This is a genomic window from uncultured Fibrobacter sp., assembly GCF_947305105.1.
Classification (GTDB): Bacteria; Fibrobacterota; Fibrobacteria; order Fibrobacterales; family Fibrobacteraceae; genus Fibrobacter.
Genome location: NZ_CAMZCS010000001.1, coordinates 26,029 through 50,833, shown reverse-complemented (window position 1 = coordinate 50,833; position 24,805 = coordinate 26,029). Strand labels below are relative to the sequence as shown.

General features: G+C 49.7%; 24 protein-coding genes. 10 read left to right on the top strand and 14 right to left on the bottom strand.

Annotated features, from left to right (window positions below):
* Positions 1–62: 62 nt before the first annotated feature.
* Positions 63–2,042, bottom strand: a complete 1,980-nt coding sequence (locus Q0Y46_RS00225) for a LamG-like jellyroll fold domain-containing protein (protein ID WP_297943557.1) — start codon at positions 2,040–2,042, stop codon at positions 63–65.
* 61 nt (positions 2,043–2,103) lie between these two features.
* Here Q0Y46_RS00225 and Q0Y46_RS00220 point away from each other — a divergent pair, with 61 nt between their 5' ends.
* A complete protein-coding gene (locus tag Q0Y46_RS00220; protein WP_295678366.1) occupies positions 2,104–3,054 on the top strand; it encodes a lysylphosphatidylglycerol synthase transmembrane domain-containing protein in 951 nt (316 codons plus the stop codon).
* A 47-nt stretch (positions 3,055–3,101) separates the two neighbouring features.
* On the opposite strand, the gene Q0Y46_RS00215 is transcribed toward Q0Y46_RS00220, so the two are convergent.
* The 3 genes from Q0Y46_RS00215 to der form a co-directional block, all read right to left on the bottom strand.
* Positions 3,102–4,133 carry an NAD(P)H-dependent glycerol-3-phosphate dehydrogenase gene (locus Q0Y46_RS00215; RefSeq protein WP_297943554.1) on the bottom strand — a complete coding sequence of 344 codons (1,032 nt, stop codon included), beginning with the start codon at positions 4,131–4,133 and terminating at the stop codon, positions 3,102–3,104.
* 125 nt (positions 4,134–4,258) lie between these two features.
* Positions 4,259–4,894 carry a glycerol-3-phosphate 1-O-acyltransferase PlsY gene (gene plsY, locus Q0Y46_RS00210; protein WP_295678362.1) on the bottom strand — a complete coding sequence of 212 codons (636 nt, stop codon included), beginning with the start codon at positions 4,892–4,894 and terminating at the stop codon, positions 4,259–4,261.
* Positions 4,827–6,269: a ribosome biogenesis GTPase Der gene (gene der, locus Q0Y46_RS00205; RefSeq protein WP_297943552.1), complete on the bottom strand. Its 1,443-nt coding sequence runs from the start codon at positions 6,267–6,269 to the stop codon at positions 4,827–4,829. Before der ends, plsY begins: the two co-directional genes overlap by 68 nt.
* Before the next feature lie 159 nt (positions 6,270–6,428).
* Here der and aroE point away from each other — a divergent pair, with 159 nt between their 5' ends.
* From aroE to Q0Y46_RS00170, 7 genes are all read left to right on the top strand, one after another.
* The gene (aroE, locus tag Q0Y46_RS00200; protein WP_297943549.1) at positions 6,429–7,310 is read left to right on the top strand and encodes a shikimate dehydrogenase; all 882 of its coding nucleotides are present in this window, start codon (positions 6,429–6,431) and stop codon (positions 7,308–7,310) included.
* 1 nt (position 7,311) lies between these two features.
* Complete coding sequence (gene aroB / locus Q0Y46_RS00195) at positions 7,312–8,937, top strand: 3-dehydroquinate synthase (protein ID WP_297943546.1); 1,626 nt, start codon at positions 7,312–7,314, stop codon at positions 8,935–8,937.
* Positions 8,934–9,914: a GDP-mannose 4,6-dehydratase gene (locus Q0Y46_RS00190; protein WP_297943543.1), complete on the top strand. Its 981-nt coding sequence runs from the start codon at positions 8,934–8,936 to the stop codon at positions 9,912–9,914. The genes aroB and Q0Y46_RS00190 overlap by 4 nt, the downstream gene beginning before the upstream one ends.
* Before the next feature lie 106 nt (positions 9,915–10,020).
* Positions 10,021–11,028 (top strand): hypothetical protein, encoded by a 1,008-nt coding sequence (locus Q0Y46_RS00185; protein WP_297943540.1) that lies wholly within the window; start codon positions 10,021–10,023, stop codon positions 11,026–11,028.
* Positions 11,028–11,807, top strand: coding sequence for a phosphoribosylformimino-5-aminoimidazole carboxamide ribotide isomerase (gene hisA, locus Q0Y46_RS00180; RefSeq protein WP_295678351.1), 780 nt, complete (start codon positions 11,028–11,030; stop codon positions 11,805–11,807). Before Q0Y46_RS00185 ends, hisA begins: the two co-directional genes overlap by 1 nt.
* The gene (locus Q0Y46_RS00175; protein WP_295678349.1) at positions 11,770–13,194 is read left to right on the top strand and encodes a glycosyltransferase; all 1,425 of its coding nucleotides are present in this window, start codon (positions 11,770–11,772) and stop codon (positions 13,192–13,194) included. The genes hisA and Q0Y46_RS00175 overlap by 38 nt, the downstream gene beginning before the upstream one ends.
* Positions 13,133–14,278 (top strand): A/G-specific adenine glycosylase, encoded by a 1,146-nt coding sequence (locus Q0Y46_RS00170; RefSeq protein WP_297943536.1) that lies wholly within the window; start codon positions 13,133–13,135, stop codon positions 14,276–14,278. The genes Q0Y46_RS00175 and Q0Y46_RS00170 overlap by 62 nt, the downstream gene beginning before the upstream one ends.
* Here the strand turns inward: Q0Y46_RS00170 and Q0Y46_RS00165 are convergent.
* From Q0Y46_RS00165 to fmt, 4 genes are read right to left on the bottom strand one after another with little or no spacing between them, the layout of a single operon-like run.
* Positions 14,243–15,958, bottom strand: a complete 1,716-nt coding sequence (locus Q0Y46_RS00165) for a hypothetical protein (RefSeq protein ID WP_297943533.1) — start codon at positions 15,956–15,958, stop codon at positions 14,243–14,245. The genes Q0Y46_RS00170 and Q0Y46_RS00165 overlap by 36 nt on opposite strands.
* Positions 15,958–16,566, bottom strand: a complete 609-nt coding sequence (locus tag Q0Y46_RS00160; protein WP_295678344.1) for a hypothetical protein — start codon at positions 16,564–16,566, stop codon at positions 15,958–15,960. The genes Q0Y46_RS00165 and Q0Y46_RS00160 overlap by 1 nt, the downstream gene beginning before the upstream one ends.
* Positions 16,566–17,846, bottom strand: a complete 1,281-nt coding sequence (locus Q0Y46_RS00155; protein ID WP_297943530.1) for a transcription antitermination factor NusB — start codon at positions 17,844–17,846, stop codon at positions 16,566–16,568. The genes Q0Y46_RS00160 and Q0Y46_RS00155 overlap by 1 nt, the downstream gene beginning before the upstream one ends.
* A complete protein-coding gene (gene fmt, locus Q0Y46_RS00150; protein ID WP_297943527.1) occupies positions 17,840–18,763 on the bottom strand; it encodes a methionyl-tRNA formyltransferase in 924 nt (307 codons plus the stop codon). The genes Q0Y46_RS00155 and fmt overlap by 7 nt, the downstream gene beginning before the upstream one ends.
* 55 nt (positions 18,764–18,818) lie before the next feature.
* Here fmt and Q0Y46_RS00145 point away from each other — a divergent pair, with 55 nt between their 5' ends.
* Both Q0Y46_RS00145 and Q0Y46_RS00140 read left to right on the top strand, forming a co-directional pair.
* Positions 18,819–19,184: a CidA/LrgA family protein gene (locus Q0Y46_RS00145; protein WP_297943525.1), complete on the top strand. Its 366-nt coding sequence runs from the start codon at positions 18,819–18,821 to the stop codon at positions 19,182–19,184.
* A gap of 12 nt (positions 19,185–19,196) precedes the next feature.
* Positions 19,197–19,865, top strand: coding sequence for an LrgB family protein (locus tag Q0Y46_RS00140; RefSeq protein WP_290956597.1), 669 nt, complete (start codon positions 19,197–19,199; stop codon positions 19,863–19,865).
* A 31-nt stretch (positions 19,866–19,896) separates the two neighbouring features.
* Here the strand turns inward: Q0Y46_RS00140 and Q0Y46_RS00135 are convergent, their stop codons facing one another.
* The 6 genes from Q0Y46_RS00135 to Q0Y46_RS00110 are packed head-to-tail and all read right to left on the bottom strand — an operon-like array spanning position 19,897 to position 24,784.
* Positions 19,897–20,448: a hypothetical protein gene (locus tag Q0Y46_RS00135; protein ID WP_297943520.1), complete on the bottom strand. Its 552-nt coding sequence runs from the start codon at positions 20,446–20,448 to the stop codon at positions 19,897–19,899.
* Positions 20,449–20,479: 31 nt separating this feature from the next.
* On the bottom strand, positions 20,480–21,025 hold the full coding sequence (locus Q0Y46_RS00130; protein ID WP_297943517.1) for a hypothetical protein: 546 nt from the start codon (positions 21,023–21,025) through the stop codon (positions 20,480–20,482).
* A gap of 24 nt (positions 21,026–21,049) precedes the next feature.
* Complete coding sequence (locus Q0Y46_RS00125; RefSeq protein ID WP_297943514.1) at positions 21,050–21,631, bottom strand: hypothetical protein; 582 nt, start codon at positions 21,629–21,631, stop codon at positions 21,050–21,052.
* A 52-nt stretch (positions 21,632–21,683) separates the two neighbouring features.
* A complete protein-coding gene (locus tag Q0Y46_RS00120; protein ID WP_297943511.1) occupies positions 21,684–22,286 on the bottom strand; it encodes a hypothetical protein in 603 nt (200 codons plus the stop codon).
* A gap of 59 nt (positions 22,287–22,345) precedes the next feature.
* Positions 22,346–23,242 carry a hypothetical protein gene (locus Q0Y46_RS00115; protein WP_297943508.1) on the bottom strand — a complete coding sequence of 299 codons (897 nt, stop codon included), beginning with the start codon at positions 23,240–23,242 and terminating at the stop codon, positions 22,346–22,348.
* A gap of 12 nt (positions 23,243–23,254) precedes the next feature.
* Positions 23,255–24,784, bottom strand: coding sequence for a hypothetical protein (locus tag Q0Y46_RS00110; RefSeq protein WP_297943506.1), 1,530 nt, complete (start codon positions 24,782–24,784; stop codon positions 23,255–23,257).
* Between the last annotated feature and the right edge of the window lie 21 nt (positions 24,785–24,805).

Sequence of the window (24,805 nt, the reverse complement as noted above, 5' to 3'; positions counted from 1 at the left end):
CACTCAAAAATAAAAGGGACCGATAAGGTCCCTTAAATATAGCTTAAACGCTTAGCCGGATGTTACAGGCCATAGTAGCGGATATAGTCGATTTCGCCGACAAAGTAGCGATCGTTAATAGCCTGCTTCATCGCATCGTATCCGATGCCAATGTTATAGCCCAACTGAGAAACGTCGCCTACAGCAGCGGCACTCGCAGTGAGATTGCCATCCTGGAACACCTTGATCGAATCGGCAGTACGTTCGACACGGATTGTAGTCCATTCATCCAGATCAAGCTTTGCACCCTTCAGGACGTTCCAAGTCGTATCGTCAACTTCTTCGTCACGGAAATGCACCGTCAAGGCACCAGAATCCAGGCGGACAATCCAGCCGTCGCCATAGCGTCCGGGAGGTTCGGCCACCACGATATTCTGCATGCCGCCGAACTGAGTCGGCTTTACGCGAGCTTCAACGGCAAAGGTATTGCGCATGAACACCTTAGAAAGCGGAACCTGCAAGCCGGAATTACCATCAAGAATAACGGCAGTATCGGTAATACCAGCGGAACCGACAACGTAATGCGTAGAATTGTTCGCCATGCGGTCGAGCCCGACAAACGTGGGTTCATTGAATTCCCAAGCCGCCAACAGTCTTTCAGAGCTAGCGGCCACAGAGCCAGCGCTAAAGCTAGTGAACTTGCCAAAGCGGACGTAATCCATTTCGCCAATGAAATAGCGGTTATGGAAGGCCTGCTGCATACCATCGTAACCGATGCTCCAATCGTAGCTCATCTGCGTCAAGTCACCCACATAAGCAACGGCAACCGTAAGTTCGCCATCCTGGAACAGCTTGACACTGTCGGCATTGCGTTCGAGGCGAATTTCGCTCCACTCGCCAAGAGCCATTCTCTTGCCCGGGAAAATGCTCCAGTCATCGCCATCCTTGTCGGTATCACGCAGATGAACCGTCAAGACACCTTCGTCAATGCGAAGCTGCCAGCCATCGACGCCCCTTCCAGGAGGCTCGGCAACGATAATGTTCTGCATCGTCCCGAACTGGGTCGGCTTCACACGGGCTTCAACGACAAACTCATTGATATTGAGATCTTCGGCAAGATCCACCATAAATCCAGAACGTCCGTTAAAGCTGGCAATACCATCTACAGACGGCACAGAGCCTTCGCCAATGGCAGCATCATGGCCGTTACCGGTTGCATCCAAGCCGACAGCAGCGGAATCATTGAAATTCCATTCTGCGATCCACTCGTCAGCAGGCTTTTCCGTGGAATCCACCACCTGGGGTTCAACAACAATGTCGGTGGTATCGATGACGAGTTCTTCATCCATTTCGTCAACGGTTTCTACGCCAATCTGTTCCACGTGGCCGTTTTCGCAATGGCATTTGCCCTCTTCTTTCGTGTCGAAACCAATCGTGAGCGTACCTTTAACCTTGAAGGAGCCCTTGACTTCATCATCGAAAGCAGCGACAATTTCACCGTTCACAAATACAACGACCATCGTTTCGGCACGTTCCACACGGACATTGTTGACGCCGTTCTTTTTGCAGAACTTTTCGGTTTTGAACTTGTGCCATTCCTTGCCTGCGTCTTCGCGCCAGGAGTAAACGACCGCACCTTCTTCAACTTGGATAATCCATGCAAAGGCATCGTCTTCGACACCAGCAGAAGCAACCGTGTAAGTCGAATCATCTTCGACCGTCACATCTGCATCAACCGCAAAATTTCCATTTTGAAGCGAAGAGTCAATTTCAATAGTTGCATTTTCGGTTTCTTCGGACGTTGAAGCCTTAAAGCGCCTGGAATCAACCACAGAACGCCTAAACTTAGCCAAATGGGCCTTTGCTTCAAGTTTGTTTACCGAAAGAATTTCGTCAGACAGGACTTCGTCCGAAAGAACATCGTCCGAAAGGACCTCGCCTGGCAGTTGTGTTTTTACCGTTGTAGCCAGAGGCGATGTAGAACTTTCCGTCTCTGAAGAGCAACCAAACAATCCAGCTATTGCAACAGAAGCTATAGCAAAAATCGCAGTTTGTTTTCTCATAAATTCGCTCCTTTACCTTAATGAGCTCCCCAACTGTGAATATATATATTATATTAGGTCCATGCAAGACGTCAACCAAAAAAAATGGGTAAAAATGCTGTTCACAGCAGTAAAAATTGCTGTTACAGTCGGTGGAATCACCTACATATTCATGAAAATCCCGTTTTTTGACGCCATTAGCCACTGGAAAGCCACTACACTCCCCTGGTTGCTCCTTATTTTATTCTTGACAGTCATTCTAATGGCAATTCAAGCCAACCGCTGGCGCGGGCTCCTGCTCGAAAAAGGGGAAAAAGTCAAATTTCGGACATTTTACGCATATATTGCACTAGGATACTTTTTCAACAACCTTCTTCCTAGCGGTTTTGGAGGGGATGCCGTCAAAACAATCGCTTTTGGCCGTAAATTCGGGGACACGGCAAATTCTGTAGCCGCCATAGCCATTTCGCGTGTCATGGGGCTTCTCGCCATGTTCCTTAGCTTTTTCATCGCGTTTCCCTTCGTGATGATTCAATACAACATCCCCAAATCGTACACGATTACCGTAAGCATTATCGCAATTATTGCCACAGGAATCATCTTCGGTGGCCTGTTTTCAGACAAGATAAAGATACCCGAAATCGTATCAAACAAGGTTCCATTCCTGCTCAAACTGCAACAAGCTTTCGCCATCTACAGGAAATACCCCAAGGCGTTCCTCCTATCGGGGTTAGATTCCATTTGGCTTCAAATTGTCACCATCATCATCCACTATGCCTATTTCCGCGCAGTAGGAGTCGATGTGGACATCGCTGTCATTACGGTTTTCACCACCATCATGGTGACCTTTACCATGCTCCCCATTTCAATCAACGGAATTGGCATTCGCGAAAACGTGCAGGTAAGCCTATACACCGGGTTGCTCGGCATCCCAGCCGACATCGTTCTCGCATCGACGTTGCTCAGCTACTTGCCCCTGCTGTTCCAAGCATCGCAAGGCGCAGTGGTGATGGCAGTAGGAGGTAGGAGGTAGGACAGTTTACTGTCTACTTCCTACAGTCTACTTCCTACTCACTCTCACTATCCCCAGACTTCTTCCTTGAGTTCGCGGCCCCACATGGCCTTGATAACGTCGTCCACATTCTTGCCCTCGAAGAGGAGCGCATGGACGGCATTCACGATAGGCATCTCGACACCGAGCTTGTCGGCAAGTGCCTTGGTGCTCTTGCAGGTGGGCACGCCTTCAGCCACCATCTTCATGCCAGCGAGAACTTGTTCGATGGTTTCGCCCTTGCCGATGTGTTCGCCCACGTAGCGGTTACGGCTATGCTGCGAAAGGCAGGTCACGATAAGGTCGCCCATACCGGCAAGGCCAGCAAACGTTTCGGGATTTGCACCGAGCGCTTTGCCCAGACGGCACATTTCGGCCTGGCCGCGAGTCAAAATAGCGGCACGGGAATTATCGCCAATCTTGTACTTGCCGCTCGCCTCGAGGCCGTAGAGCACGCCAGAAGCAATCGCAATCACGTTCTTCACAGAACCGCAGAGTTCCACACCCACGATGTCGGTAGAACTATAAACGCGCAGGTAAGAGCAGCTCATCACCTTCTGCACGAATTTTGCAGATTCCTCGTTCACGCTTGCCGCCACGATGGCCGTAAGGATATGACGGCTAACTTCCTCGGCATGAGACGGACCGCTGAAAGCGACCATCTTGTCGTCGGTAAGCCAAGGCACGTTTTCGAGGAGCACTTCGCTCATCAGCTGGTTCGTGCCTTCGAGAATGCCCTTCGTCGCGCACACGACCACGGGCTCCTTGCCCTTGGCCGGGGTCCACTTGCCCAAATTTTTGGCGACACCGCCCATGAACTGGGACGGCACCACGATAAGCACCATGTCGCAGCCTTCAAGAGCCGCGTTCATGTCGGTCGTGTACTTGAAATCCGCCGGGAAAATCACGCCAGGGAGTTTGTCCTTGTACTGGTGCTCCGTCGAAAGCAGATCGACTTCGGCCTGCGAGTTCGTCCAGAAGGAGACATCGCACTTATTCTCATAAACCACCTGACCAAGAGTCAGGCCCCATCCACCAGTTCCAAGTACAGTTACTTTCATAATATCGTTCCTAAAAAGTGGTTAGTGGTTAGTGACTAGTGGTTAGGGCGACTTCGTCGCAATTGGCAATCTACTGTCTACTAACCACTGTTTACTAATCACTGTTTTTATACAATCTACAATATTTACGCCTTCGGGGTTTTCCTTTTGCTGCCAAATCCATTCTCGGTGCCGTTCAAAAGGCGCTTGATGTTGGATTTGTGCTTCACAATCACGAAAACGGCCACAAGAAGGCACGTAATCCAAAGGCCTTCGTTAATCTTTTCCGGCGGGAACGGCATTTCAAAATAGCCGAGCGTCGAAATGACGGCAAGAGCTATACAAGCACCGATACTCCCGACAGAAACGTACTTCGTCGAGGCCGTCAGCACGACCCACACGCCAAAGCAAGTGAGGGCTGTGATCGGGCAAAGAGCCAGGAACACGCCTAGCGCGGCAAGCACGCCCTTGCCACCACGGAACCCGGCAAAGCACGTGAAGCTGTGCCCGAGAATCACGAGAATGCCCGCCACCAGCGGAACCCAGTGCGAATAGTCAGCGCCACCGGCGGCCACCTGCATTTCGCACAACTTCATGGCAATCCAAGGGCCCAGGAAACCCTTGACCAAATCCAAGAACACCACAGGAAGTGCCGGCTTCCAGCCCAACACGCGGAACGTATTAGTGAGCCCCGCATTCTTGGAGCCGTAGTCCCTAATGTCGAACGCGCGGCCTTTTGCGAGTTTTGCTATCCAGATCGCGCTGGGGATCGACCCCAGCAAGTACGCTATTGGAAGACTCAGTAAACTGTGCAAGTTCTTCATCCTTTCTGAGGGTTAACTTCTGGTCGAAATTCAAGCGGAGGGGAGCGCCCTGCAGCTGGAATTCCTCATAAAACTTCTTGAGCAAGTAACGCTTGTACGACTCGTCCACCAGTTCCGGGGTACGGGTCTCGATAGCGATGACGGGCGGCTCCACCATAATCTGGCAGGCGCGGGTCAGCGCAACTACGCGGGCATTGTGGCTCGGGGGAGCCTTTTCCTGCAAGAAATTCGCAAAACTTTCGGCAACGCGGTCGCGGCCCAGCACGCGGCGGCAGTTGGCATAGACCGTCTGGATGGCCTGAATGACGCGGTTCACGCGCTGACCTTCCTTGGCGCTTATCGAAATGATGGGCACGTATTCGAGCATCGGCTCGCGTTCAAGGAAATCTTTCACCATGTGGTCGAAGGACTTGTCGTTCTTGTTCGGAAGGATGTCCCACTTGTTCAAGACGACCACAAGACCCTTGCCCGCCTTGCGGATTTCGGTAATGATGCGGTAATCCTGGATTTCCATGCCACGGGTGCAATCCACCATCAGCACAGACACGTCGGAACGGCGGATACTTTCGAGCGTGCGCATGTTGCTGAACGTTTCCACCTCGTCTTCGACCTTGGCCTTCTTGCGGAGCCCGGCCGTATCGGTCACCACGAACTTCTGCCCGTCCACCACGAAATCGCAATCGATGGAGTCGCGGGTCGTTCCGGGAATATCGGAAACCACAGCGCGTTCCTCGCGCATGAGGCAATTCAGCAGAGTGCTCTTGCCGGCATTCGGGCGGCCAAGGATGGCAAAGCGGATGGGGCGTTCTTCGCGGCGTTCGCCGAGCACAGGCGTCGGCAGCACGGCGATGACCTCGTCCAAAAGGCTCAGGCAGGCGTAACCCGTCAGCGCACTGATAGTGCGGGGCTGGCCAAAGCCGAGCTTCAAGAATTCATAGCTTTCCTGACGGTCACGCTGGTTTTCGCTCTTGTTCGCGACCAGGATGACCTTCTTGTCGAGCTTGCGGACAAGGCGGGCGAACTGCTGGTCGAGCTTGGTGATGCCCACGCGGACATCCACCATGAAAAGAACCAGGTCCGATTCGTTTACGGCATTAAAAATCTGCTTACGGACACTATCCGCAAGGACGTCGATGGAATCATCCGGCAGGAATCCGCCGGTATCCACGACGACAAACTCATGGCCCTTGTAGTTCGCATTCTGGTAATGGCGGTCGCGGGTCACACCGTCGCGGTCGCTCACCACGGCGGCCCTGCGGCCAAGGATGCGGTTAAACAAGGAGGACTTCCCTACGTTCGGACGTCCGATAATGCAAACTACGGGTAATTTCATCGCCCCCAAATATAGAAATTGTGGCTAGTGGTCAATGAATAGTGGTTAGTGGTTGGTGGTTAGTGGTTAGGGGTATCCTCTTCATTCAAGAATAATATATCTTTGTAATGGATTTATTTAGAGTTTTTCCCCAGGTGGGAAAGACATAGTGAGGATATATTGGCTTTCATAAACGGAAAGACTGAAACGCTTTGCATCTTCGGGCACCCGGTCGCTCACAGCAAATCGCCCGCCATGCACAACGCCTTATTTGGCGCTCTCGGCATCAATGCGGCTTATTTACCCTACGCCCCCGAACCAGAAAATTTCGCAGACGCCATAAAAGGCTTCCGCGCCATGAAGTTTCGCGGCGCAAACGTTACCATACCGTACAAGACTCAATTCGTCGATGCAGAGACGGGGGAACCTCGACTCGTCGACGAACTCTCCCCGATTAGCCGCTTCACGGGCAGCGTGAACACGCTCTACTGGAAAGACGGAATTGTCGGTGGCACCCTTTGCGGAACGACAACCGACCCGTACGGCTGCATTCGTAACTTAGAAGAACAAGGCGTAGAACCAAGCAACACGACAGTCGCCCTGCTCGGGAACGGCGGTGCCGCCAAAGCCATCGCCTACACACTCATAGAACAGCATAACAAGCTCACCATCGTCTGTCGCAGCAGAGAAAAGGGCCAAGCGCTGGCCAAGGGGCTTGGCGATGGAGTCCAAGTGGTCACCTTCTCCGAATTTGCCGACGTGTCTGCCAACAACAAGATCATTATCAACGCGACATCGGTGGGCATGAGCCCCAACATCGACGAAAGCCCGCTCCCGGCAGAATGCCTGCACAGTAGCCAAGTGGTCTGCGACATCGTCTACACGCCTCCGCGTACAAAACTTTTGCAAATGGCCGAAGCCAAGGGATGCAAGGTTGTCACCGGCGAGGGCATGCTGGTCCACCAGGGCCTCGAAAGTTTCAAAAAGTGGTTTCCCGCAGAGACCGCAAACCAAACAACAAGTTTCCTCGTGAACATCATGCGCAAGGGATTACAGGATTAAGATGAAAAAGCATTTATTCTTCACCGGATTCATGGCCAGCGGCAAGAGCCGTACCGGCCGATCCCTGGCCGAACGTCTGGGTCGCCCGTTTATCGACACGGACAACGTCATTGTGGAACGCGCAGGAAAGTCCATCAACGAAATTTTTGAACAGGACGGCGAAGCCGCATTCCGCAAACTGGAGCACGATGTTATCGCCGAGATTGTCGAAAGCAACAATCCGCACGTAATATCCCTTGGTGGCGGGGCGCTCACACAACCTGAAAACCTCAAGATTATCCGCGAAAACGGCACAATCATTCGCCTGTGGGCCAAACCCGAAGTCCTTTCGGAGCGCATCGGACGCAAGAACACCCGCCCGCTGCTCGCGAACCTGGGCGACGAGGAACGCCTTGCAAAAATCAAGGTGATGCTCAAGGAAAGGGAAAAGAACTACGCCTGTGCCGACTTCAGCGTTGAAAGTTCCAACGAAAGCAGTGAAGGGCTTGTCATCGAGCATATCCTGCACATGCTGCGCTTCTGGGAAAACCACGCACTGGATGTCTACCCCAGCGAAGGCGGGCGCTACCCCATCTTTATCGGCAGGAACATCATCCCCGCAGCAGGTGCCATGCTCGAAGGCCTCCACCTTTCGGACGAATACGAATTCCTCATCTGCACGGACACTTCTATCGCGAAGGCCCAGCACCAGAAGCTCGCCGAACTGCGCGGGCAAGCCAGACACTGCCCCATTTTCAAGTTCCAGGCCGGCGAGCGCAACAAGACTTTGCACAACCTGAACCAACTGTTCAGTTTTATGCTGCACAGGGGCTACACACGCAAGAGTTGCCTTTTGCAAATGAGCGGTGGCGTCGTGGGCGACATGGCCGGTTTCGGTGCAGCTACCTACCAGCGCGGCATCCCGTTTATCCAATTCCCGACAACGCTCCTTTCGATGGTCGACAGTTCCGTGGGCGGTAAAGTCGCCGTGAACCACCCCGAAGGCAAGAACATGATCGGGGCATTCTACCAGCCCAAAGCCGTTGTCTGCGATATTGCCGTCTTGAGCACGCTGCCCGAAAACGAATATTTGGCAGGCCTTGCCGAAATCGTCAAATACGGCGTGATTTACGACGAAGATTTCTTTGCCTACATGGAAAATAACGTAGACCAGATAAAGGCTCACGATTTCGAAACGCTCAAACACCTGATTTTCCGCAGTTGCCAAATCAAGGCAGAAGTCGTCGGCATCGACGAAAAGGAAAACGGGCTGAGAGCCATCCTGAATTACGGCCACACCTTCGGCCACGCTATCGAAAAACTGACCCACTACGAAAAGTTCAGCCACGGCATCGCCGTCAGCCTCGGCATGCGCGTCGCGGCAAGGGCCGCCGTATTGCTGGGCAAGCTGGATGGCGCCGCCGAAGCAAGGCAAAATGCCCTTTTGGACGCTCTTGGATTCCCGAAACAATTCGCTATCGATACCGAAGCCGCATGGGAAGCCATGTCCATCGACAAAAAAGCCTCCAAGGGCAAACGAGTTTATATTTTACCCACAAAAATTGGGACCGTCGAAAAGGTGGTCAACATCGACAAAGCGATTGTCGAAAAATCCTGGAAAGCAATCCAGGGGAGTTGCAGTGTATGAGTATTTTAGTCACAGGCGGAACAGGAGCCCTCGGCTTCCACATATTGTCCAGCCTAAACGGAACATGCGAACTTTTTAGCTTTAGCGACGAACAGCCGCAACCTTGGCAAAAAGTCGACGGAGTGGAATACCTTACGGGCAATCTACTCAACTTCAAAGAAGTTCTCGAGATGATGCAGGCAGTACAGCCCACGCACATCTACCATCTGGCAAGCCAGTCCTCGGTAGGGCTCAGCTACAAGAAGCCTTACGAAACATTAAACATCAACCTGCTCGGCACGCAGACGCTCTTGGAAGCCGCTCGCCAAATCGTCCCCAGAGCAAAAATCATGCTCTTGAGCAGTAGCGAAATTTATGGCCGGACAGACCAGCAGTTAACTTATCTGCATAAAGAGACCGACCTTCCCAACCCGCTTACGCCTTATGCGACATCCAAGGCCTGCATGGAACTGCTTGGGAACCAGTTCCGCAACGCCCACGGGCTCCACATCGTATTCGTGCGTCCGTTCCACTTCACAGGGCCGCACCATAGCCGCCGTTTTGCCATTCCCTCCATTACCTACCAGCTCGTAAAAATCAAGTATTACGGAGCCGAGCCGGTCGTGTACAGTGGCAGCCTCGACATCAGCCGCGACGTGGTCGACGTACGCGATGTTGCCCGCGGAATGATCCAAATCCTGGACACCGCCCCCTCCGGGGAAGTGTACAACATTTGCTGTGGAAAATCGTACACGTTCCGTGAACTCGTCGAAATGCTGGTAGACATCGCCGGTGTCAGCGTCGATTTCCGGTTCGACCCGATTTTCGAGCGCACCAACGACATTCCGCTCTTGATTGGCGACCCGACAAAAATTTCGAGCATCGGTTGGAAACCCATGATTACCATAGAGGACAGCCTGACAGACCTATTTAACGAGATGGTCGTCCGTCGCCGTACGGAGCTCAAAATGGGCTACGGCAAAGACCTTCGCCTCTAAAAAAACGATAAATAACAATGTGAGCGGATAAACGGAATGTTTTTGTCCGCTCACTTTTTTATTTTTGTAGTTGATGAGTTTTTTTGGAAAGAGGATTTCGCTTTTCTTGGCTATTGTATTTGCCCAGGCGTGTTTCGCCATGGACGTTACCGCCCCTGCAGGGCAATCCAGGCCGACCTCTACCGACGATTTCATGCCCCACCCCACCCTGACCGAAGATTTCAACGAAACATGGTCTTACCAGTTCGTCTTTGACAACGGGACCCGCGCTTTCGTCAATTACACGCTCATGGTCGTCCCTGGCTCAGGGAGAAAAATCGGCTGCGACATGACCTTCTGGAATTTCAAGGGCAAAACCTACACCATCGGCAGGCAGTATCCCCCGGAAAGGCTCAAAAAAGACAAGGCCACCTCGACCATCGACATCAAGGGCGAATACCTGATGCAGAACAAGCCGGGCAAAGGCCATCGCGTTCTCTTCAGTGCCGACAAGAACGGCAAATACCTGCTCGATGTCACCTTCGACTCCGCAGAACCCGGCATGGTTATCGGGGATGGAGTCTGGAAAATCGGCAAAGAGCGGTTCGGGCAATATGTCCACATTCCCTACGGGCGTTTTACCGGCAAGATAGCCTACAACGAAGACACCCTGGACGTAAAAGGCTACGCCTACATGGACCAAACCTGGCAAACCGTGCAGGCCACGAAGATTGTCGACCGCACCATAAATTTCAACCCGGCAGCAAGCGGTGCCCTGTACGCAGGCCGCATCAACATCACGCCTGACGGTAAGACATTCGGTTACGCCATCCACAAGAACGGGAACAAGATAAATACGCTGACGGCAAAGTCGATTACCGACGCCGGCAAGGAATACAAGGGCGAAAAATTCCCCAAGGGAGACCTCAAGTTTTCTTGGAACGAAGACAGCGAATCCTTTGGATTCCCCGCAACAAAGACTTACCAAAAAGCAAGCATCCTAGATAAAGTCGAGGGATGGCTCGCCAAGAAGGCTTTCAAAATAGCTGTAGGTGAAATTCTGTTCTACCGCGGGAAAAGCACAGCAACCAACGGCAAAACCGTAGACTGGTGCATAACGGGAGGTAAAGACTGATGACGAAGTTTAGACCGTGCATAGACCTCCACGATGGCAAGGTAAAGCAGATTGTAGGCAGTTCGCTTTCCGATAGCGGGAGCGGCCTCAAGACGAATTTCGAAACAGACATGTCCGCAGCATCATTCGCCGAGATGTACAAGCGCGACGGAGTCAAGGGTGGCCATGTCATCATGCTCGGCAAGGGCAACGAAGCCGCAGCCAAGGCGGCCCTTGCAGCCTACGAAGGCGGCCTTCAAGTCGGAGGCGGCATCACGGCCGTCAACGCGAAGGAATACCTCGACGCCGGAGCAAGCCACGTGATCGTCACGAGCTGGATATTCCCCAACGGCGAACTGGACAACGAACGGTTGCGCCTGCTGACAAACACAATCGGGCGCTCGCGACTCGTCTTGGACTTGAGTTGCAAAAGCACCTCCCGCGGAGAACGCCCCAGCTGGAACGTCGCCATAAACCGCTGGCAGACGCTCACGAATGTAGAGATATCGGAGCAGACGCTCCAAAGCCTCTCCGGCTTTTGCGATGAATTTTTAATCCACGCCGCAGACGTGGAAGGCAAGCAGCAGGGAATGGACGACGAACTCATCCGATTCCTAGCCGAGTTCAGCCCGATTCCGGTCACCTACGCCGGTGGAGCCAAGAACCTCGACGACCTGAAACACTGCAAAGAAATTTCAAAAGACAAAGTAGACCTCACTATCGGAAGTGCCTTGGACATTTTCGGTGGGAAAGGAGTCAAATATGACGACTGTATTGCGTTCAACAAAGGTCAACGCTAAGACCGACGTGGTGGACACTCGCCCGCCCATATTCGGCAGGACGGTCACCAGCACATTCCGCAAATACTGGGGAATGAAGCACAAGCCCCCCGGAAACATCCGCACATGCTGGATTCCGCCCATCGTGTTCGGCACATGCATCTTGAACATTCCCAAGTTGCTCAAACTTCGCTGGTACATGAACAAGGAACGCAAGAAACGCGATCCCGACGACGTGAGCGTCATCTTCTACAGCGACCTGCTCGACGAAACAAACGGCATTGCGAACAACCTGCGTCATATCGTTCCCTACATGCGCGCCCACGGTATGAAGGCTAGCCTTGCCGGCATTGCCTTCAACACAAGGCCCTGCGGCGTGGTCGAGAACGGCTACTGCTTTTTGCTGCCGCGCATATTCAGTATGGAGCTGCTCGGCTATGCAAACAGCGAACTTGACATCATGCGCATCGGCCCCGTACTTAGACTACTGAAGCGCTACCCGGTCGACATCATTGAACTTGAAACCCCGAGCCCTGGCGCTTGGCTGGTTCGCTTCTGCGCCTTCTTTGCTGGAGTGAAAGTACTCAGTCACTACCGCACCGACGTGCCCACCTACACGAAGACCCTCGTGAAGGCCAAGTGGATGCATGTGTACGTCCTTTGGCTCATGCGCATTTTCTACGCCATGTCCCGCCCGGTCATCAGCCCCTGCGACGACTACGTGGAAATTCTCAAGAAGCAACTGAAGGTCCCGGCAGACAAGATCGTGATGCTCCCCCGCGGCCTCCCGCTCGACCAGTTCAATCCGAGTTGGGCAAACAAGGGCACCTGGGAAAAATTCGGCGAGAAAAAAGCCGTACGCTTCCTGTTCTGCGGCCGCATTTCCAAAGAAAAGAACATCCCCTTCTTGAACGAAGTCTGGAAAGAATTCGCAAAACGCCACGACGACGTGCAACTCATGTTCGTGGGCTACGGCTGGTACCTCGAAGAACTCAAGGTCATCTACAAGGATAATCCGGAAGTCCTATTTGCCGGAGAACAGGGCGGAGAAATGCTCGCCGGCCTGTACGCCGACGCAGACTACCTCGTGTTCCCGAGTACAACAGACACCTTCGGCAATGTGGTCGTAGAAGCGATGGCCAGCGGCACTCCCGCTGTGGTCAGCGATTTCGGCGGGCCCAAGAGCATTGTCAAGGAAGAATCCTGCGGGTTCATCCGTCCGCTCGACAAGGAAGCTTGGCTCGAAGCCCTCGAGAAGTGCTACGACCTCAAGAAAAACCACCCGGACGAATACGAAGCCATGAGCAAGCGCGTATTTGACAAGAGCCGCATCTACACTCTCGAAAATGCAGCCAAGGCTCAGTTCAAGTACTTCCGCCAGCTCAAGAAGGAAGCCTACGGCATCTAAGGTTTCAAAGGCCGCCCCAGAAGAAGCCCTACGCACCTGGTTCAGGAAAAATGCGACAGGGCTTCCTTGGCGCAATGCCGATTTAGATTCTAAACGCGACCCTTATGCTGTCTGGATCAGCGAGACCATGCTGCAACAGACGCAGGTATCCACCGTGCGGGATTATTTTGTCCGCTGGATGGAGCGTTTCCCGACGGTCGAGGCATTAGCCAAAGCCGACGAAGCCGAAGCGTTCCGCTACTGGCAAGGGCTTGGCTATTACAGCCGCGCCAGGAACATCCTCAAGACCGCAAAACTCATCGCCAACGCGGGGGGCAAATTCCCGGAAACACGCAAGGGGCTCGAAGCTCTCCCCGGTATCGGCGCATATACGGCAGGAGCTATCCTAAGCCTTGCATTCCACAAACGCGAAGCCATCCTGGACGGGAACTTGGTCAGGATCTTCAGCAGGCTATACGAACTCGCCTTCTTGCCCACGAGCAAGAAAGAAAGCGAAACGTACTGGGACTATGCAAAAAAATGGGCGGACGCACCCAAAGGCTACATGCACAACGAAGCCCTCATGGAGTTGGGACGCACTACCTGCAAGCCGCGGAATCCGCAATGCGCCTCGTGCCCGCTCGCGGGCACATGCCGTTCCTACAGGAACGGCCGGGTCGCCGAGTTTCCGCCGACCCGGAGGCGCCTCCAGAAAGACTGGCACGGCACAGTCCTTGTCATCGAAAGCACCGACGGGAAAATTCTTGCGGTCAGCAGCGGGCAAGCGTTCCTCGAAGGGCAGCTATCACTCCCCCATTTTGAAAGCGCCAAAACAGCGACCGCAGGCCTCCCGGCCAAAGCGGAGGCTTACATCAACGCAGACGATGTCGAAAGCATTACCGATTGCGGAAGCTTCCGCCACAATATCACCGTCCACAAAATGGAATGCGACGTGTTGCATGTCTTGCTGAAGAAATCCAGCAAATCTCAAAAACTTCCCAGCACGTATTCTTGGGTTCCCAAAGCAAAAGCCTCAGAAACGTTCGCCAACAGTTTCAGTTTGAAGGCACTAGAACGTCTTGCGGACCGTGCAGACAAAGCGTAACCGGTCGTAGCTCCCGTTCGGAGTCTGTATCGCATCGTCCGTAAGGACATGCAACAAAGTCCCGGTCAAGAAAATTCCGTACTTCGGGAAGCGCTGTTCAAATGTGGCGTCCCAATACCAGTCACCCTTAAAAACCATCGGGTCGGAGGAGCGCAAGTTCCAACGCGCATCGCTGCGGTAGCGCAAGGAATGGGCAATGCGGAAAGTCCCGTTCAAGAGCCAATCCCCTTCGAACGCAGCATAATATTCAACCGGAGAAACCTCGAATTCACGGCTCGGTCCCCAGATGTGTTCATAACCGCCGAGCGCTGTAAAACTGAACATCTTGCCATAATCTAGGCCAAGCCAGACTTCACCTGAGAGGCCCTGAATCCATTCGTGAATACGGTCCACATCGCCATGACGGTAGATGAGGTTCTCAGCTTTCACGAAGCCCGTCGTATCGAAAGTTTCGGCACCATATTCAATCCAGCCCGCGACACGCGCCCCCAGGCGGAACACCGACAGAGAATCTTCGGCACGCACATAAAGTTCATGCACCTGCATACTGCCATCGGCAGCGAGGCTAATCGTATCCCCGTCAAAATATTCTTCCGTATCGGCAATCGGGTTTAAACGCGTTCCGGCGATATTCTTTTCGCCAAAAATCAATCCCAGACGAGGCAGGGGATCAACCTTGTACTCCACGCTATCTTGCAAGAGCCAATCGCGATTGTTCACGCCAAACATCACTTCCAAAGTCAACGCATTCAGCGGCATCACGCGCAACTGGGCAAATGGCCACACGACAAAGTCATCTTCTAACCCGGTATAGACAGTGCCATCGTCTTCCACGGTACGGAATTGCAAACCTGTACCGAACCAGAACATTCCATCCTTACAAAGTTTGCCACAATGGTAGTAGACGGAGCCATTCCATTCTGTGCGGGTTCCCGTCTCTTTTTTCTTGTGATTCTGATATTCAGCATTTTCGTAAGCAAGCGTAAGCGAGATGTCCATGAAATCGGCACGCGCTTCGACCCTCGGAGAATAATGCACCGGAATCCAGCGAGAACTTTCCCCGAACACCCACAGATATTCCTCGCCCGCAATTACAGAAGCATCTAAACCATGACCGGTATAACCCAGCCCGCCGTAAGCCGTACTGAACATGGGCCAGTTTTCGCCAAACCAAGAGAATTCATCGTTTACCTGCTTTTTACGCACCTTCATGGATTCGTCAGAATAAACATCCACCTGAAAGAGTCGCGCAGTAGCCCACAAACCCATAAACGCGGGAGAACGGAAACCACCTTCTAGAATCGGAGTTCTGTTACTCGGGCGGTCTTCTTTTTTGTAAAGGGCATCCTGATAAATCATGTCGCCCAGTTCATTGCCCGTCCGTAACCACAAAGCCGGTTCACGCGGAGTCCAGTTCGGCGTTCCAGACAAACGATTGAACAGCAGACGCATTCTCAATTTTTCGGGAGTCCAGAGTTCGCTTTCGGAATGGATGCCACCTGCACCATTTTCGCGATCAAAGCTATACGTCGGTGCACCCACCAAGAATGTACCGTCGTCACGGGTAACGGCATCCATCCCCTCTGTTTCAGGTTCAATCAAAGCAAACGCAGGCAAGGCAGCAAACAGCACAAGCGCAAAAAATTTAAAAACGATTTTATGCGAGGTCGATACGTACATTACCACAACCTCCATTCAGCATAAAATCCGGCAGACAGCATATCCGAACGTTTCGGCAACGTCCAAAGTTCTTCCCAAAGCATGTCAAAGCCGATTCGCAAACGTTCGTATTTCAAGAACGGCACATTTAAATGGATAAAATAACCGAACTCGGTCTCGTTATCGACAAGCGTCCCGCCAGGCAAATCATAGTCTTTATCGTCACCGCCATCGGAGCGGTTCCAGTTGCAAGTGAATCCTGCACCAACCATGACCGGGCTAATCCAGCGACCATGCCAATCCAAGCCGAGGCGACCCATCGCCTGATGGACACCGGGATACGGGACTTCTTTTATACGACTTTTGAAATACGTATAATCGAAATGCAAAATCCCATCAAAATTTTCCCAATAAGAATAGCGGAGCCCCACGCCCACATAAGCGGAGTTTTCAACAGCATCAAGCAAATCGCCCCACGGGTAAATTTCACCACCTTGAATAGAAATAGACACATGGGAGAAAGCAATGTCCGATGGAGACAAGGCAGCGGAATCCTGCGCAGGAGTCTCCGCAGCAAAACTACACACGGCAAAAACAAGAAGAATCGCCAAGAGCCGCACTAAACGCATTAGCCCTCCCCGACCTTTTCAAGCGCTTGAGCAAAGAACCCATCGAAACGGGCATCTTTCTTTCCGGGGAGTACCGGCTCGCCCACCTTCGCAAATTCAGGATGTCCCTTGAGGAATTTCGAGACGACTTGAGTCGTTTCCATAGGATCCGGGCTGCACGTGGCATACACGAGACGGCCACCAGGTTTCAAGAAACGGGCCGCGCTTTCCAAAATGCGGAGCTGCAAACCGGCCAATTCCTTGAGCGATTCCTGCGTAAGGCGATACACCGATTCCGGACGGCGCGCGACAACGCCCATGTTGCTGCACGGAACGTCGAGAAGGATACGGTCAAATAGGTATGAGCTGTGAGGTCGGTCGCCTTCGGCTCCCTTTGAGGTATGAGGAACGAAAGAAGGCGAGATGGCGTCAGCGCAATCAATTTTGACGTTTGTAAGGCCGAGGCGGTCCATCAAGTCCTTCATCTTTTCGAGGCGGTGTTCCGAAGAATCCGTTGCAAGGATGTCGAGCGAAGGATCCATTTCGGCAAGGAGTGCAGTCTTCCCGCCGGGGGCCGCACAGGCATCCCACACACTCATTCCCGGCTTTGCATCCAGAAGTTTCACGACCTCGTAAGCAGACGGGTTTTGGAAACTGATTTTTCCTTCGACAAATTCGGGAGAGGCAAGAATCGCCTTGACACCCGCATCATGCGGCAGTTCGACAAAGCGGTCGTAAAGGATCGAAGCCCCCGGAATTCCCAAGCGCTGCACAATCACGGGAGCGCTCGCCTTCTGCAAATTCACGCGGAGCCATTCGGTCGGGCGTTCCAGAGTGGCGCGGGCCATCGCTTCGGCTTCGTCGCCACCGTAAATATCGAACCAACGGCGCACAATCCATTCGGGCACCGAATTTTCTATCGAGACTCGACGCACGCGCTGCGGAGGAAGTTCAGGAGCACCCGCTTTGCGGGCAGCCCTGAGCACAGCATTCACAAGACTTGCAGCACCATTCCCGAGGTTAGCGGAACGGGCAAGTTCAACACTCGAGTTGATGGCCGCATAGTCGGGCACATCCATGAAGAAAAGCTGGAACAGCCCCATCTCGAGGACAATCCTCACCTCGAGTGCGGGCATCCTCTTGGTCAGCGTCTTGATAAAATATTCCAGATACAAGTGCCTACGGCACACGCCGAGCGCAATCTCCATGGCAAACGGGGAAAGCCCGCTTTCCTTGATAAACGCGCCGTCCTTCTGCCAAAGCAACAGGACTCGATAAGCCTCTTCACGTTCCGTCAGCAAAATGCAAGTTCCTCACGCTTCTGGATTCCACGCATGAAGTCGGCAACGGGCATCGGCTTCTTGCCCTCGGCCTGGATTTCAAGCACTTCAAGCACACCGTCGCCAGTCCCAACAAAGAAACGTTTACCGTCAAATGCGACTTCTCCCGGAACAAGTTTCGGGCCGTTTTCAGGAGTGTCGGTCTTGCGGAGGTACACCATGCGTCCACCGAGTTTGCCGTAACCGCCCGGCCACGGATTGAACGCACGGATGCGATTGTGAATCACCTTTGCCGGCAACGAGAAATCGATCAGGCCTTCTTCCTTCTTGATTTTCGGAGCACCGGAAGCCTGCGCATGGTCCTGCGTCAAATCCTTTTCGCAGCCATTGTTCAATTGGGCAATCGCATCGTCCAAAGCTTCGCAGCCGGGAGCAACCATCTTTTCGAGCAAAGACGCCGTCGTATCCTGATGGTCGATAACCACCATACGCTGCGCAAGAATTGGGCCATGGTCCATTTTCTCGTCCAGGCGGAAAACCGTCACGCCCGTTTCGGCAAGCCCATCGGCAATAGCCCTTTGGACAGGAGCCGCACCGCGATACTTCGGGAGCAAACTGCCGTGAACGTTCACAGCGCCAAAGCGCGCCACGCCGAGAATGTTCTTCGGCAAGATGGAGTAAGCGACAACGACAAAAAGGTCGGCATCGAACTTGCGGAGATCCGCCTCGAATTCCGGGGAATGCAAGTCCAACGGCTGCAACACCGGCAGCCCGTGATTCTGGGCGGCCACCTTCACAGGAGGGGCTGTCAACACGCGCCCACGACCGGCCGGCCTATCCGGCTGAGTCACAACAGCAAGAACTTCGTTATCGGATGCAACAAGATGCTCCAAGAAATGTGCCGCAAAATCCGGCGTACCCATAAAAACAATCTTCATGAAACGAAATATAGGAAATGCACGGCTCCAAACGGATAATTGCTAAATTTGCGCCATGCCCATTCTCGTTCAATTGATTGTCATATTGGGAATCTGCCTCGCAGGCGACCTTCTGCATCGGCATGCAGGAATCCCCATTCCCGGGAACATCCTCGGGATGCTCATCTTGCTGCTGTTGCTCTGCTTCAAAGTCATCAAGGTCGACCACATCAAGGAAACCAGCGATTTCTTCCTCAAAAGGCTCCCCTTTTTCTTCTTGCCGCCAAGTATCGGCATCATGGTCGCGGGTGACGAAGTCCTAAGCCAGTGGCCGCTTCTACTCATCCTTTGCATTGCGCTCACCATCGTCACGATGGCCGCCACCGGCTGGACTGTACAGATTCTCTCGCGAAAGCGTAAACCGCAAGAGAAAACAAGGTAAGGAGAATCCGCCATGTCCACACCACTTTTCGGCATACTCCTTACCCTCATCGCATTTGAATGTGGAGTCGCAATCCATAAGAAATTCAGCCACACGCTGGTCAACCCGCTGTTGATTGCAAACGTCCTCATCATCGGATTTCTCTGCGCGACAGGCATCAGCTACGACACGTACAAAGTCGGCGGCGACTACATCTCGTTTTTCCTCGGCCCCGTCACCGTCGTGCTTGCCGTACCGCTTTACAAACAAATTCAACATCTTAAAAAGCATTGGCTTCCCATCCTCACCGGAATCTGTGTCGGTAGCCTCACGAGCATTCTCTGCGTCATTGCGACAAGCAAGCTCTTTCACTTGAGCGAAACCCTGATGCTCTCCATCGTTCCCAAATCCATCACCATCCCGATGGGCTCCGTCGTTTCCGAACAAATCGGCGGCATTCCGAGCATCACCATCATCGCCATCACCGTCACGGGGATCACCGGAGCCGTCACGGCGCCAATCGTCTGCAAGTACTGCCGTATAAAAGATCCCGTAGCGCAAGGTGTCGGCATCGGGACAGCGAGTCACGCACTTGGCACATCCACCGCAATGACCATGGGCGAAATCCAGGGAGCCATGAGCAGCCTATCCATCGGCGTCGCCGGCGTCTTCACGGCATTTGTCGCGCCTATATTGCTATAAAAAATTGCAACGCAAATAATTAAAAAAGAACTTAATTTTTCTTTTGCCGTTCTTTAATCAGTTTCAACTGTTCCTCGGTGCAGAAGCCGGAAATATAGACTTTGGTGGAACCGGAATGATGAAGCCGAACGTAATTCGAGTCGTAGGTGATTTCCCAATCTAGATCATAATAAGTATTTTTGATTTTGGTTAATTTAGATTGTTCTGCCTCTGTTGACTTTTGTATCTCATCCAAAGAAATATATTCTCTGTCAAAATTTTCCTTTAAACATCCTGATGCTTTTTTCTCATTATAGTTTGAATTATTACTCATTTGCCCAAATAATCCGCCATTTGCAATGCCATCGTCAGGGGAAAAAGAATATTTATACTTATAAACACATGGAATATAAGAAAATAGATAAGACTGATTACCCTTATATTTTTTCCATTTCCATATAGTCCCCTCTTTAGACTTTTCTTTAGCAAAACAATATTCACCAAATACATCTTCTGATGAAGAAGACATTGGTTCTTGCGCATTGGCAAAAGCCAAAAGAGCAACAAACCATAAACTAATCCGTTGGACATGTGTAATAATCACTATACCCTCCTAGACCGTAACAAACAAGTTTTCACTTTCCTTGTTTTCCATCAGAACAACGACCACTTACTTTCGCCCTAAATAGTTTTTCGAATTTATATGAATGAATCTCTGAGAATATCCTCACCGGATTTTTCTTTATTTCAAGAATAAACCTCGCTTCAAGCATTCGCCCATCAATCTGTTTTTCACTGATTTCACAATTATGAGAAACATTTTGCGACAGTTTAGTTATTTTCTTGTTGCTAAAATAATCTTGAAGTTCTTTGCATGTTCTAATATACCAAAGAGGGACAAGGGTATTGCAATTCCATTCTTCAGGGAAATCGACTTCATAGACTTCATCCAAGTCCATTTGTGGGTGCCATTTGTCTTCACATACTACAAATTTATCAACTTCAAGCAATGGCAACTCAATGTCTATATTGCGCTTGATTTTTAAATCAAGGGAACCATCTTTTGCAACTTGAAAGCAAAATTCCGCAATATCTTCTTTTGACGACAATGTTTGTGCCCAGCTAACGGCCCAGATACTCGCCGGTAAAAGTAAAATCAAAATGAATGTGAATATTTTCATCTCGCCTTCCTTAATGCTCTTCTTTTATTCATCAACCAATTCCGTAGAATCACATTCACCTATATAATGTCCCTTAAATTCAATAGAGCCGTTTAAATCCTTAGGATAATCACTCACATTTTCTGAAGGTTTTCGCGACTGCTGAAACCGAGTTGTCGAAATGTTCGCCTTGATTCTAAACAATCGATCTTTCGCGTTCACAAGTTCGTTCTCTATCTTTTTCTCATCACAATACACTATTAAATTTTTTAATGCAGAAGTTTTCACTAATTTCAAAATCTTAGTAGACTGACAATTATCAGATAAGATGCCTCCACCGAATGATTGACAACCCATTTCCTGAAAATCGGGATACTCTAGACTAACGGACCACATGAAAGAAGTGCTAAATTGTTGAGAACAGTCAACAGTGAACTCAGACAAACGTTCAACTTGTGGTTCTATTTTCGCAAAATTAGCAAGTTTCAATCCAATCTGACGCATTTCTCTTTGATCCGTGCAACGATCTTCCCTAGGAAAAGAGCAAAAATCTACAACAAAACCTAATGGCTCCGCTAGCAAAGGGCAATAGAAAATGAGAAAAATAAATAATGCTATTCTTTTCATTTGTTTAACTAGCATCCACTTAAACTAAGCTCTCAGTAAAAAATATCGCAGATTAGTTGCCGTTAGCTTTTTTCCGTTTTCTGATAATTTTCAACTGTTCCTCGGTACAGAAACCGGAAATGTAAATGATGTTATCTCCAGATATTTTTTGTTTCTGTTTGCCCATATCAAGATGGTAATCCCATTCCAACCGGTTCTTTGTCCCAAGAAGCGATTTTACGAACAAGGAGTCTTTTGGAAGTATATAAAAGTCAATTAGGTCATAAGGAGATACGGTCCTATTATCTGAATATTTTCGACCTCGATAAAATCCAGCGCCACTTCCTTGTGTACCTCGAACAGGATTTATGATAATTTTATTTCTATCAAGATCCGGAAGACTTACCCAAAAAAATGAATAATCTGTAGTACTCTTAAAATTGATTGAAATTGTGATTTCGTTCTTCATTTTATAATAAGTTAGAACGTAAACACTATCCTCTCCATGAATCCAAGAAATTGAATCCTTATAAAAGCAAAAATCGGCAAAGATAGGATCATCATCAGATTTTTCATCTAGATAATCGGCAGCATTGCAAAATGCGAACGCACATGCGATAAAGATGCAAAGTTTATAAATCACCCATCTATTGCTCAATTGTCTAAAAGCAAGCATTCACTTTCCCTGTTTTTATCAAGACAACGATTACTTATTTTTCGCACGCCATAAAATGCCTATTCCTTGCAAGGACCACTTACACGAACGTTTACATCATAATAATCTTTGCGATGCGTATTATCACTTTGAATTTCGGCTTCTATTCTCATTAGAAATGTCTTGCCGTAAAGCGATTTTTCTTTTTTTATGCTTTGGGGCAACGGAAACGACTCTTTCAAAGAATAATCCTCACAACTTTTATACAGCATTTCTTCAATAGGAGTAAATTTGCTTTTTTTGAAAGCTATGCTTGCGGAAATTTTTTCTCTGTAATTTTTGTTACAGAAATGGCATTCGGTTGCTGGAGCAAAAATATAGCGAGGGATGTAATCATACTCTTGTTCTAAAACAAGCCTATGAAATTGATCAACACAATAATCTGCTATAATTTTTTTCTTCATATTGCAGGGCCCAGTTATAACAGCTTCAAATTGTTTTCCATATACGTAGGATGTTCCTGAAAGTCTTGCACTCCAATAACCTTTAAATTTTTTTCCATAATAAAATGACAGTGATTCTTCCGCATTCTTTTTATGAATATGAAGTACATCACGATCTACGGGATTAAGATTTATTATGACTACTTTAGGTTTCAAACAAAGAGTGTTGCTTGATGGAGTTGCGTCTAAAGCCACACAACCACCGAAAAGTTCTACTTCTGAAGAATCATGTGGAACATTAAGACTATATTCTATTTCCCAAATTGGTTCTCCGTTATATACATCACATAAAACACTATCAGGAAACACCCAATTAGAGTCCGGTTTCAAATTTAAGTTCTTTACCAAATGAAGGCTGTATTCATTAGAATCTTTATTAAATTGCGCACAAAATTCAGCAATCCCATTGCCGTGACAAGCGGATGCAAAAATGAAAGAGCATGCAATCAGAAAGGAAAAATCGTAATTTTTCATAAAATCAAAAAATTATTTGCACCTATTATAGAAAGAATTTTTATGTTTTCGCATTTTATCGCTAATATTGATCCGTTCATGACTAACGTTATTAGTATCCTTATCGTCCCAATTATTATGCCTTGTATACATATTAAATAAAGCATCTCTCACATAAGGCCACGCTTTTTCTGCTTTAAAATTACACTCATCTTTAGTTTTTAAATTTTTAGGAATAGTTACCGCTAGTGAATCTCTTACATTATTTTTCTCATCATCCCAAATTTTTTTGTGTTCTGTCTCATGAGCTATTAAACGTTCATCATCACATTCTTTATGAATTGAATCAGATTTAATATGCATCGAAACCTCAATGTATACAACTTCAAAATCACCGTTCGAATCCTTGTTTATTTCACACCAGGTAATATAGGGAACGCCTTTGACATAGCCGTTACAAACGTTATCTTTTTTTAGCGCATGGTAAAATTGATTGTGTTCAGAAACAAACATGTCTACCTTTGTATAATAAGATCCGTATTTGCTCATTTTGTTTTTTGCTACAATGCGGCCTAGTGCGTCATAATTATAAATTTTATTAATAAAATTCACCTTATCGTTATCATTGAACGGTACATAAACAGTTTCAACATCATCTGACCGCTGTTTTAAAAGAGAAAGCCCATCATCATCTAAAATAATTTCATAGCAAACTTCTGTTTTTTCCCCTTCAAACGGGTCGTAGCAATCAACCTGTTTAAACCAACTGTGAGTGGGGAAATTGTAATTCCATAGCCAATCTGCATTGCAATCTATGTAGTCCTTGCTGTTATCGCACACATAACAAGACCCATTGTGCGCATAACAGGCAGAAACTTTGTCTGGTTTAGAACCCGGAAACGCAGCGCAAAAGCCAATCCCTTTCTCGACCGGCTTTTTGCCTGTTTCACAGTCCACTTTGCGCCACCACCATGAATCGCTTGCATTGTAGCTGATGTTCCAGCCGTAAATAGTGCCTCGGTCAGGATTCAGAGAATAGCAGACGCCCGGTTCCATGTTCTGAAGTCCCGAACTGAAAATCTGGTCGGGAGTATATACCTGGTCGGCTCCGGCAACAAATGGTTCATCAACTGGCATAACAGAACTACTTTCAACAATAATCTCTTCGGACGATGAACTAGATTCTTCACTGCTAGAACTTAATGAAGACGAAGAAGGCAGTTCTGAACTAGACGACTCCTCGCTACTACTGCTTTTTTCAAAAGAGGACGAAGATTCTGAACTGGACGACTCCTCTGCAGAGGAACTGGAAGATTTCGGAGGAGCGCAATAATAAAGGGTTAAATATTTTTTACTGATTTGAGAAGTTTCCTCATCGTAATATTTCTCATAAAGCAGAGAATCCGACTGATAAAACACAGCATTTTCACCCTCATAGAACCGGCAATAGTCTTCATATGACGAAATTCCTAGAGATCGGTAATATTCACCAGATATATCCACCTGCAAATTCCAAAAAACATATGGGCTATATAAATCCCATGGGTTTTCTTCTTGCTTCACACTACCACCTTTTTCCTTTAT

What these genes read in the sequence shown, in the direction of transcription:
- Q0Y46_RS00120 (WP_297943511.1), bottom strand. Translation starts at nt 22,286, where the DNA reads ATGCTTGCTTTTAGACAATTGAGCAATAGATGGGTGATTTATAAACTT.
- Q0Y46_RS00115 (WP_297943508.1), bottom strand. Translation starts at nt 23,242, where the DNA reads ATGAAAAATTACGATTTTTCCTTTCTGATTGCATGCTCTTTCATTTTT.
- Q0Y46_RS00145 (WP_297943525.1), top strand. Translation starts at nt 18,819, where the DNA reads ATGCCCATTCTCGTTCAATTGATTGTCATATTGGGAATCTGCCTCGCA.
- fmt (WP_297943527.1), bottom strand. Translation starts at nt 18,763, where the DNA reads ATGAAGATTGTTTTTATGGGTACGCCGGATTTTGCGGCACATTTCTTG.
- Q0Y46_RS00160 (WP_295678344.1), bottom strand. Translation starts at nt 16,566, where the DNA reads ATGCGTTTAGTGCGGCTCTTGGCGATTCTTCTTGTTTTTGCCGTGTGT.
- Q0Y46_RS00190 (WP_297943543.1), top strand. Translation starts at nt 8,934, where the DNA reads ATGAGTATTTTAGTCACAGGCGGAACAGGAGCCCTCGGCTTCCACATA.
- Q0Y46_RS00125 (WP_297943514.1), bottom strand. Translation starts at nt 21,631, where the DNA reads ATGAAAAGAATAGCATTATTTATTTTTCTCATTTTCTATTGCCCTTTG.
- Q0Y46_RS00215 (WP_297943554.1), bottom strand. Translation starts at nt 4,133, where the DNA reads ATGAAAGTAACTGTACTTGGAACTGGTGGATGGGGCCTGACTCTTGGT.
- Q0Y46_RS00175 (WP_295678349.1), top strand. Translation starts at nt 11,770, where the DNA reads ATGACGACTGTATTGCGTTCAACAAAGGTCAACGCTAAGACCGACGTG.
- Q0Y46_RS00170 (WP_297943536.1), top strand. Translation starts at nt 13,133, where the DNA reads ATGCAGCCAAGGCTCAGTTCAAGTACTTCCGCCAGCTCAAGAAGGAAG.
- Q0Y46_RS00165 (WP_297943533.1), bottom strand. Translation starts at nt 15,958, where the DNA reads ATGTACGTATCGACCTCGCATAAAATCGTTTTTAAATTTTTTGCGCTT.
- Q0Y46_RS00130 (WP_297943517.1), bottom strand. Translation starts at nt 21,025, where the DNA reads ATGAAAATATTCACATTCATTTTGATTTTACTTTTACCGGCGAGTATC.
- hisA (WP_295678351.1), top strand. Translation starts at nt 11,028, where the DNA reads ATGACGAAGTTTAGACCGTGCATAGACCTCCACGATGGCAAGGTAAAG.
- Q0Y46_RS00220 (WP_295678366.1), top strand. Translation starts at nt 2,104, where the DNA reads ATGCAAGACGTCAACCAAAAAAAATGGGTAAAAATGCTGTTCACAGCA.
- aroB (WP_297943546.1), top strand. Translation starts at nt 7,312, where the DNA reads ATGAAAAAGCATTTATTCTTCACCGGATTCATGGCCAGCGGCAAGAGC.
- der (WP_297943552.1), bottom strand. Translation starts at nt 6,269, where the DNA reads ATGAAATTACCCGTAGTTTGCATTATCGGACGTCCGAACGTAGGGAAG.
- Q0Y46_RS00140 (WP_290956597.1), top strand. Translation starts at nt 19,197, where the DNA reads ATGTCCACACCACTTTTCGGCATACTCCTTACCCTCATCGCATTTGAA.
- Q0Y46_RS00225 (WP_297943557.1), bottom strand. Translation starts at nt 2,042, where the DNA reads ATGAGAAAACAAACTGCGATTTTTGCTATAGCTTCTGTTGCAATAGCT.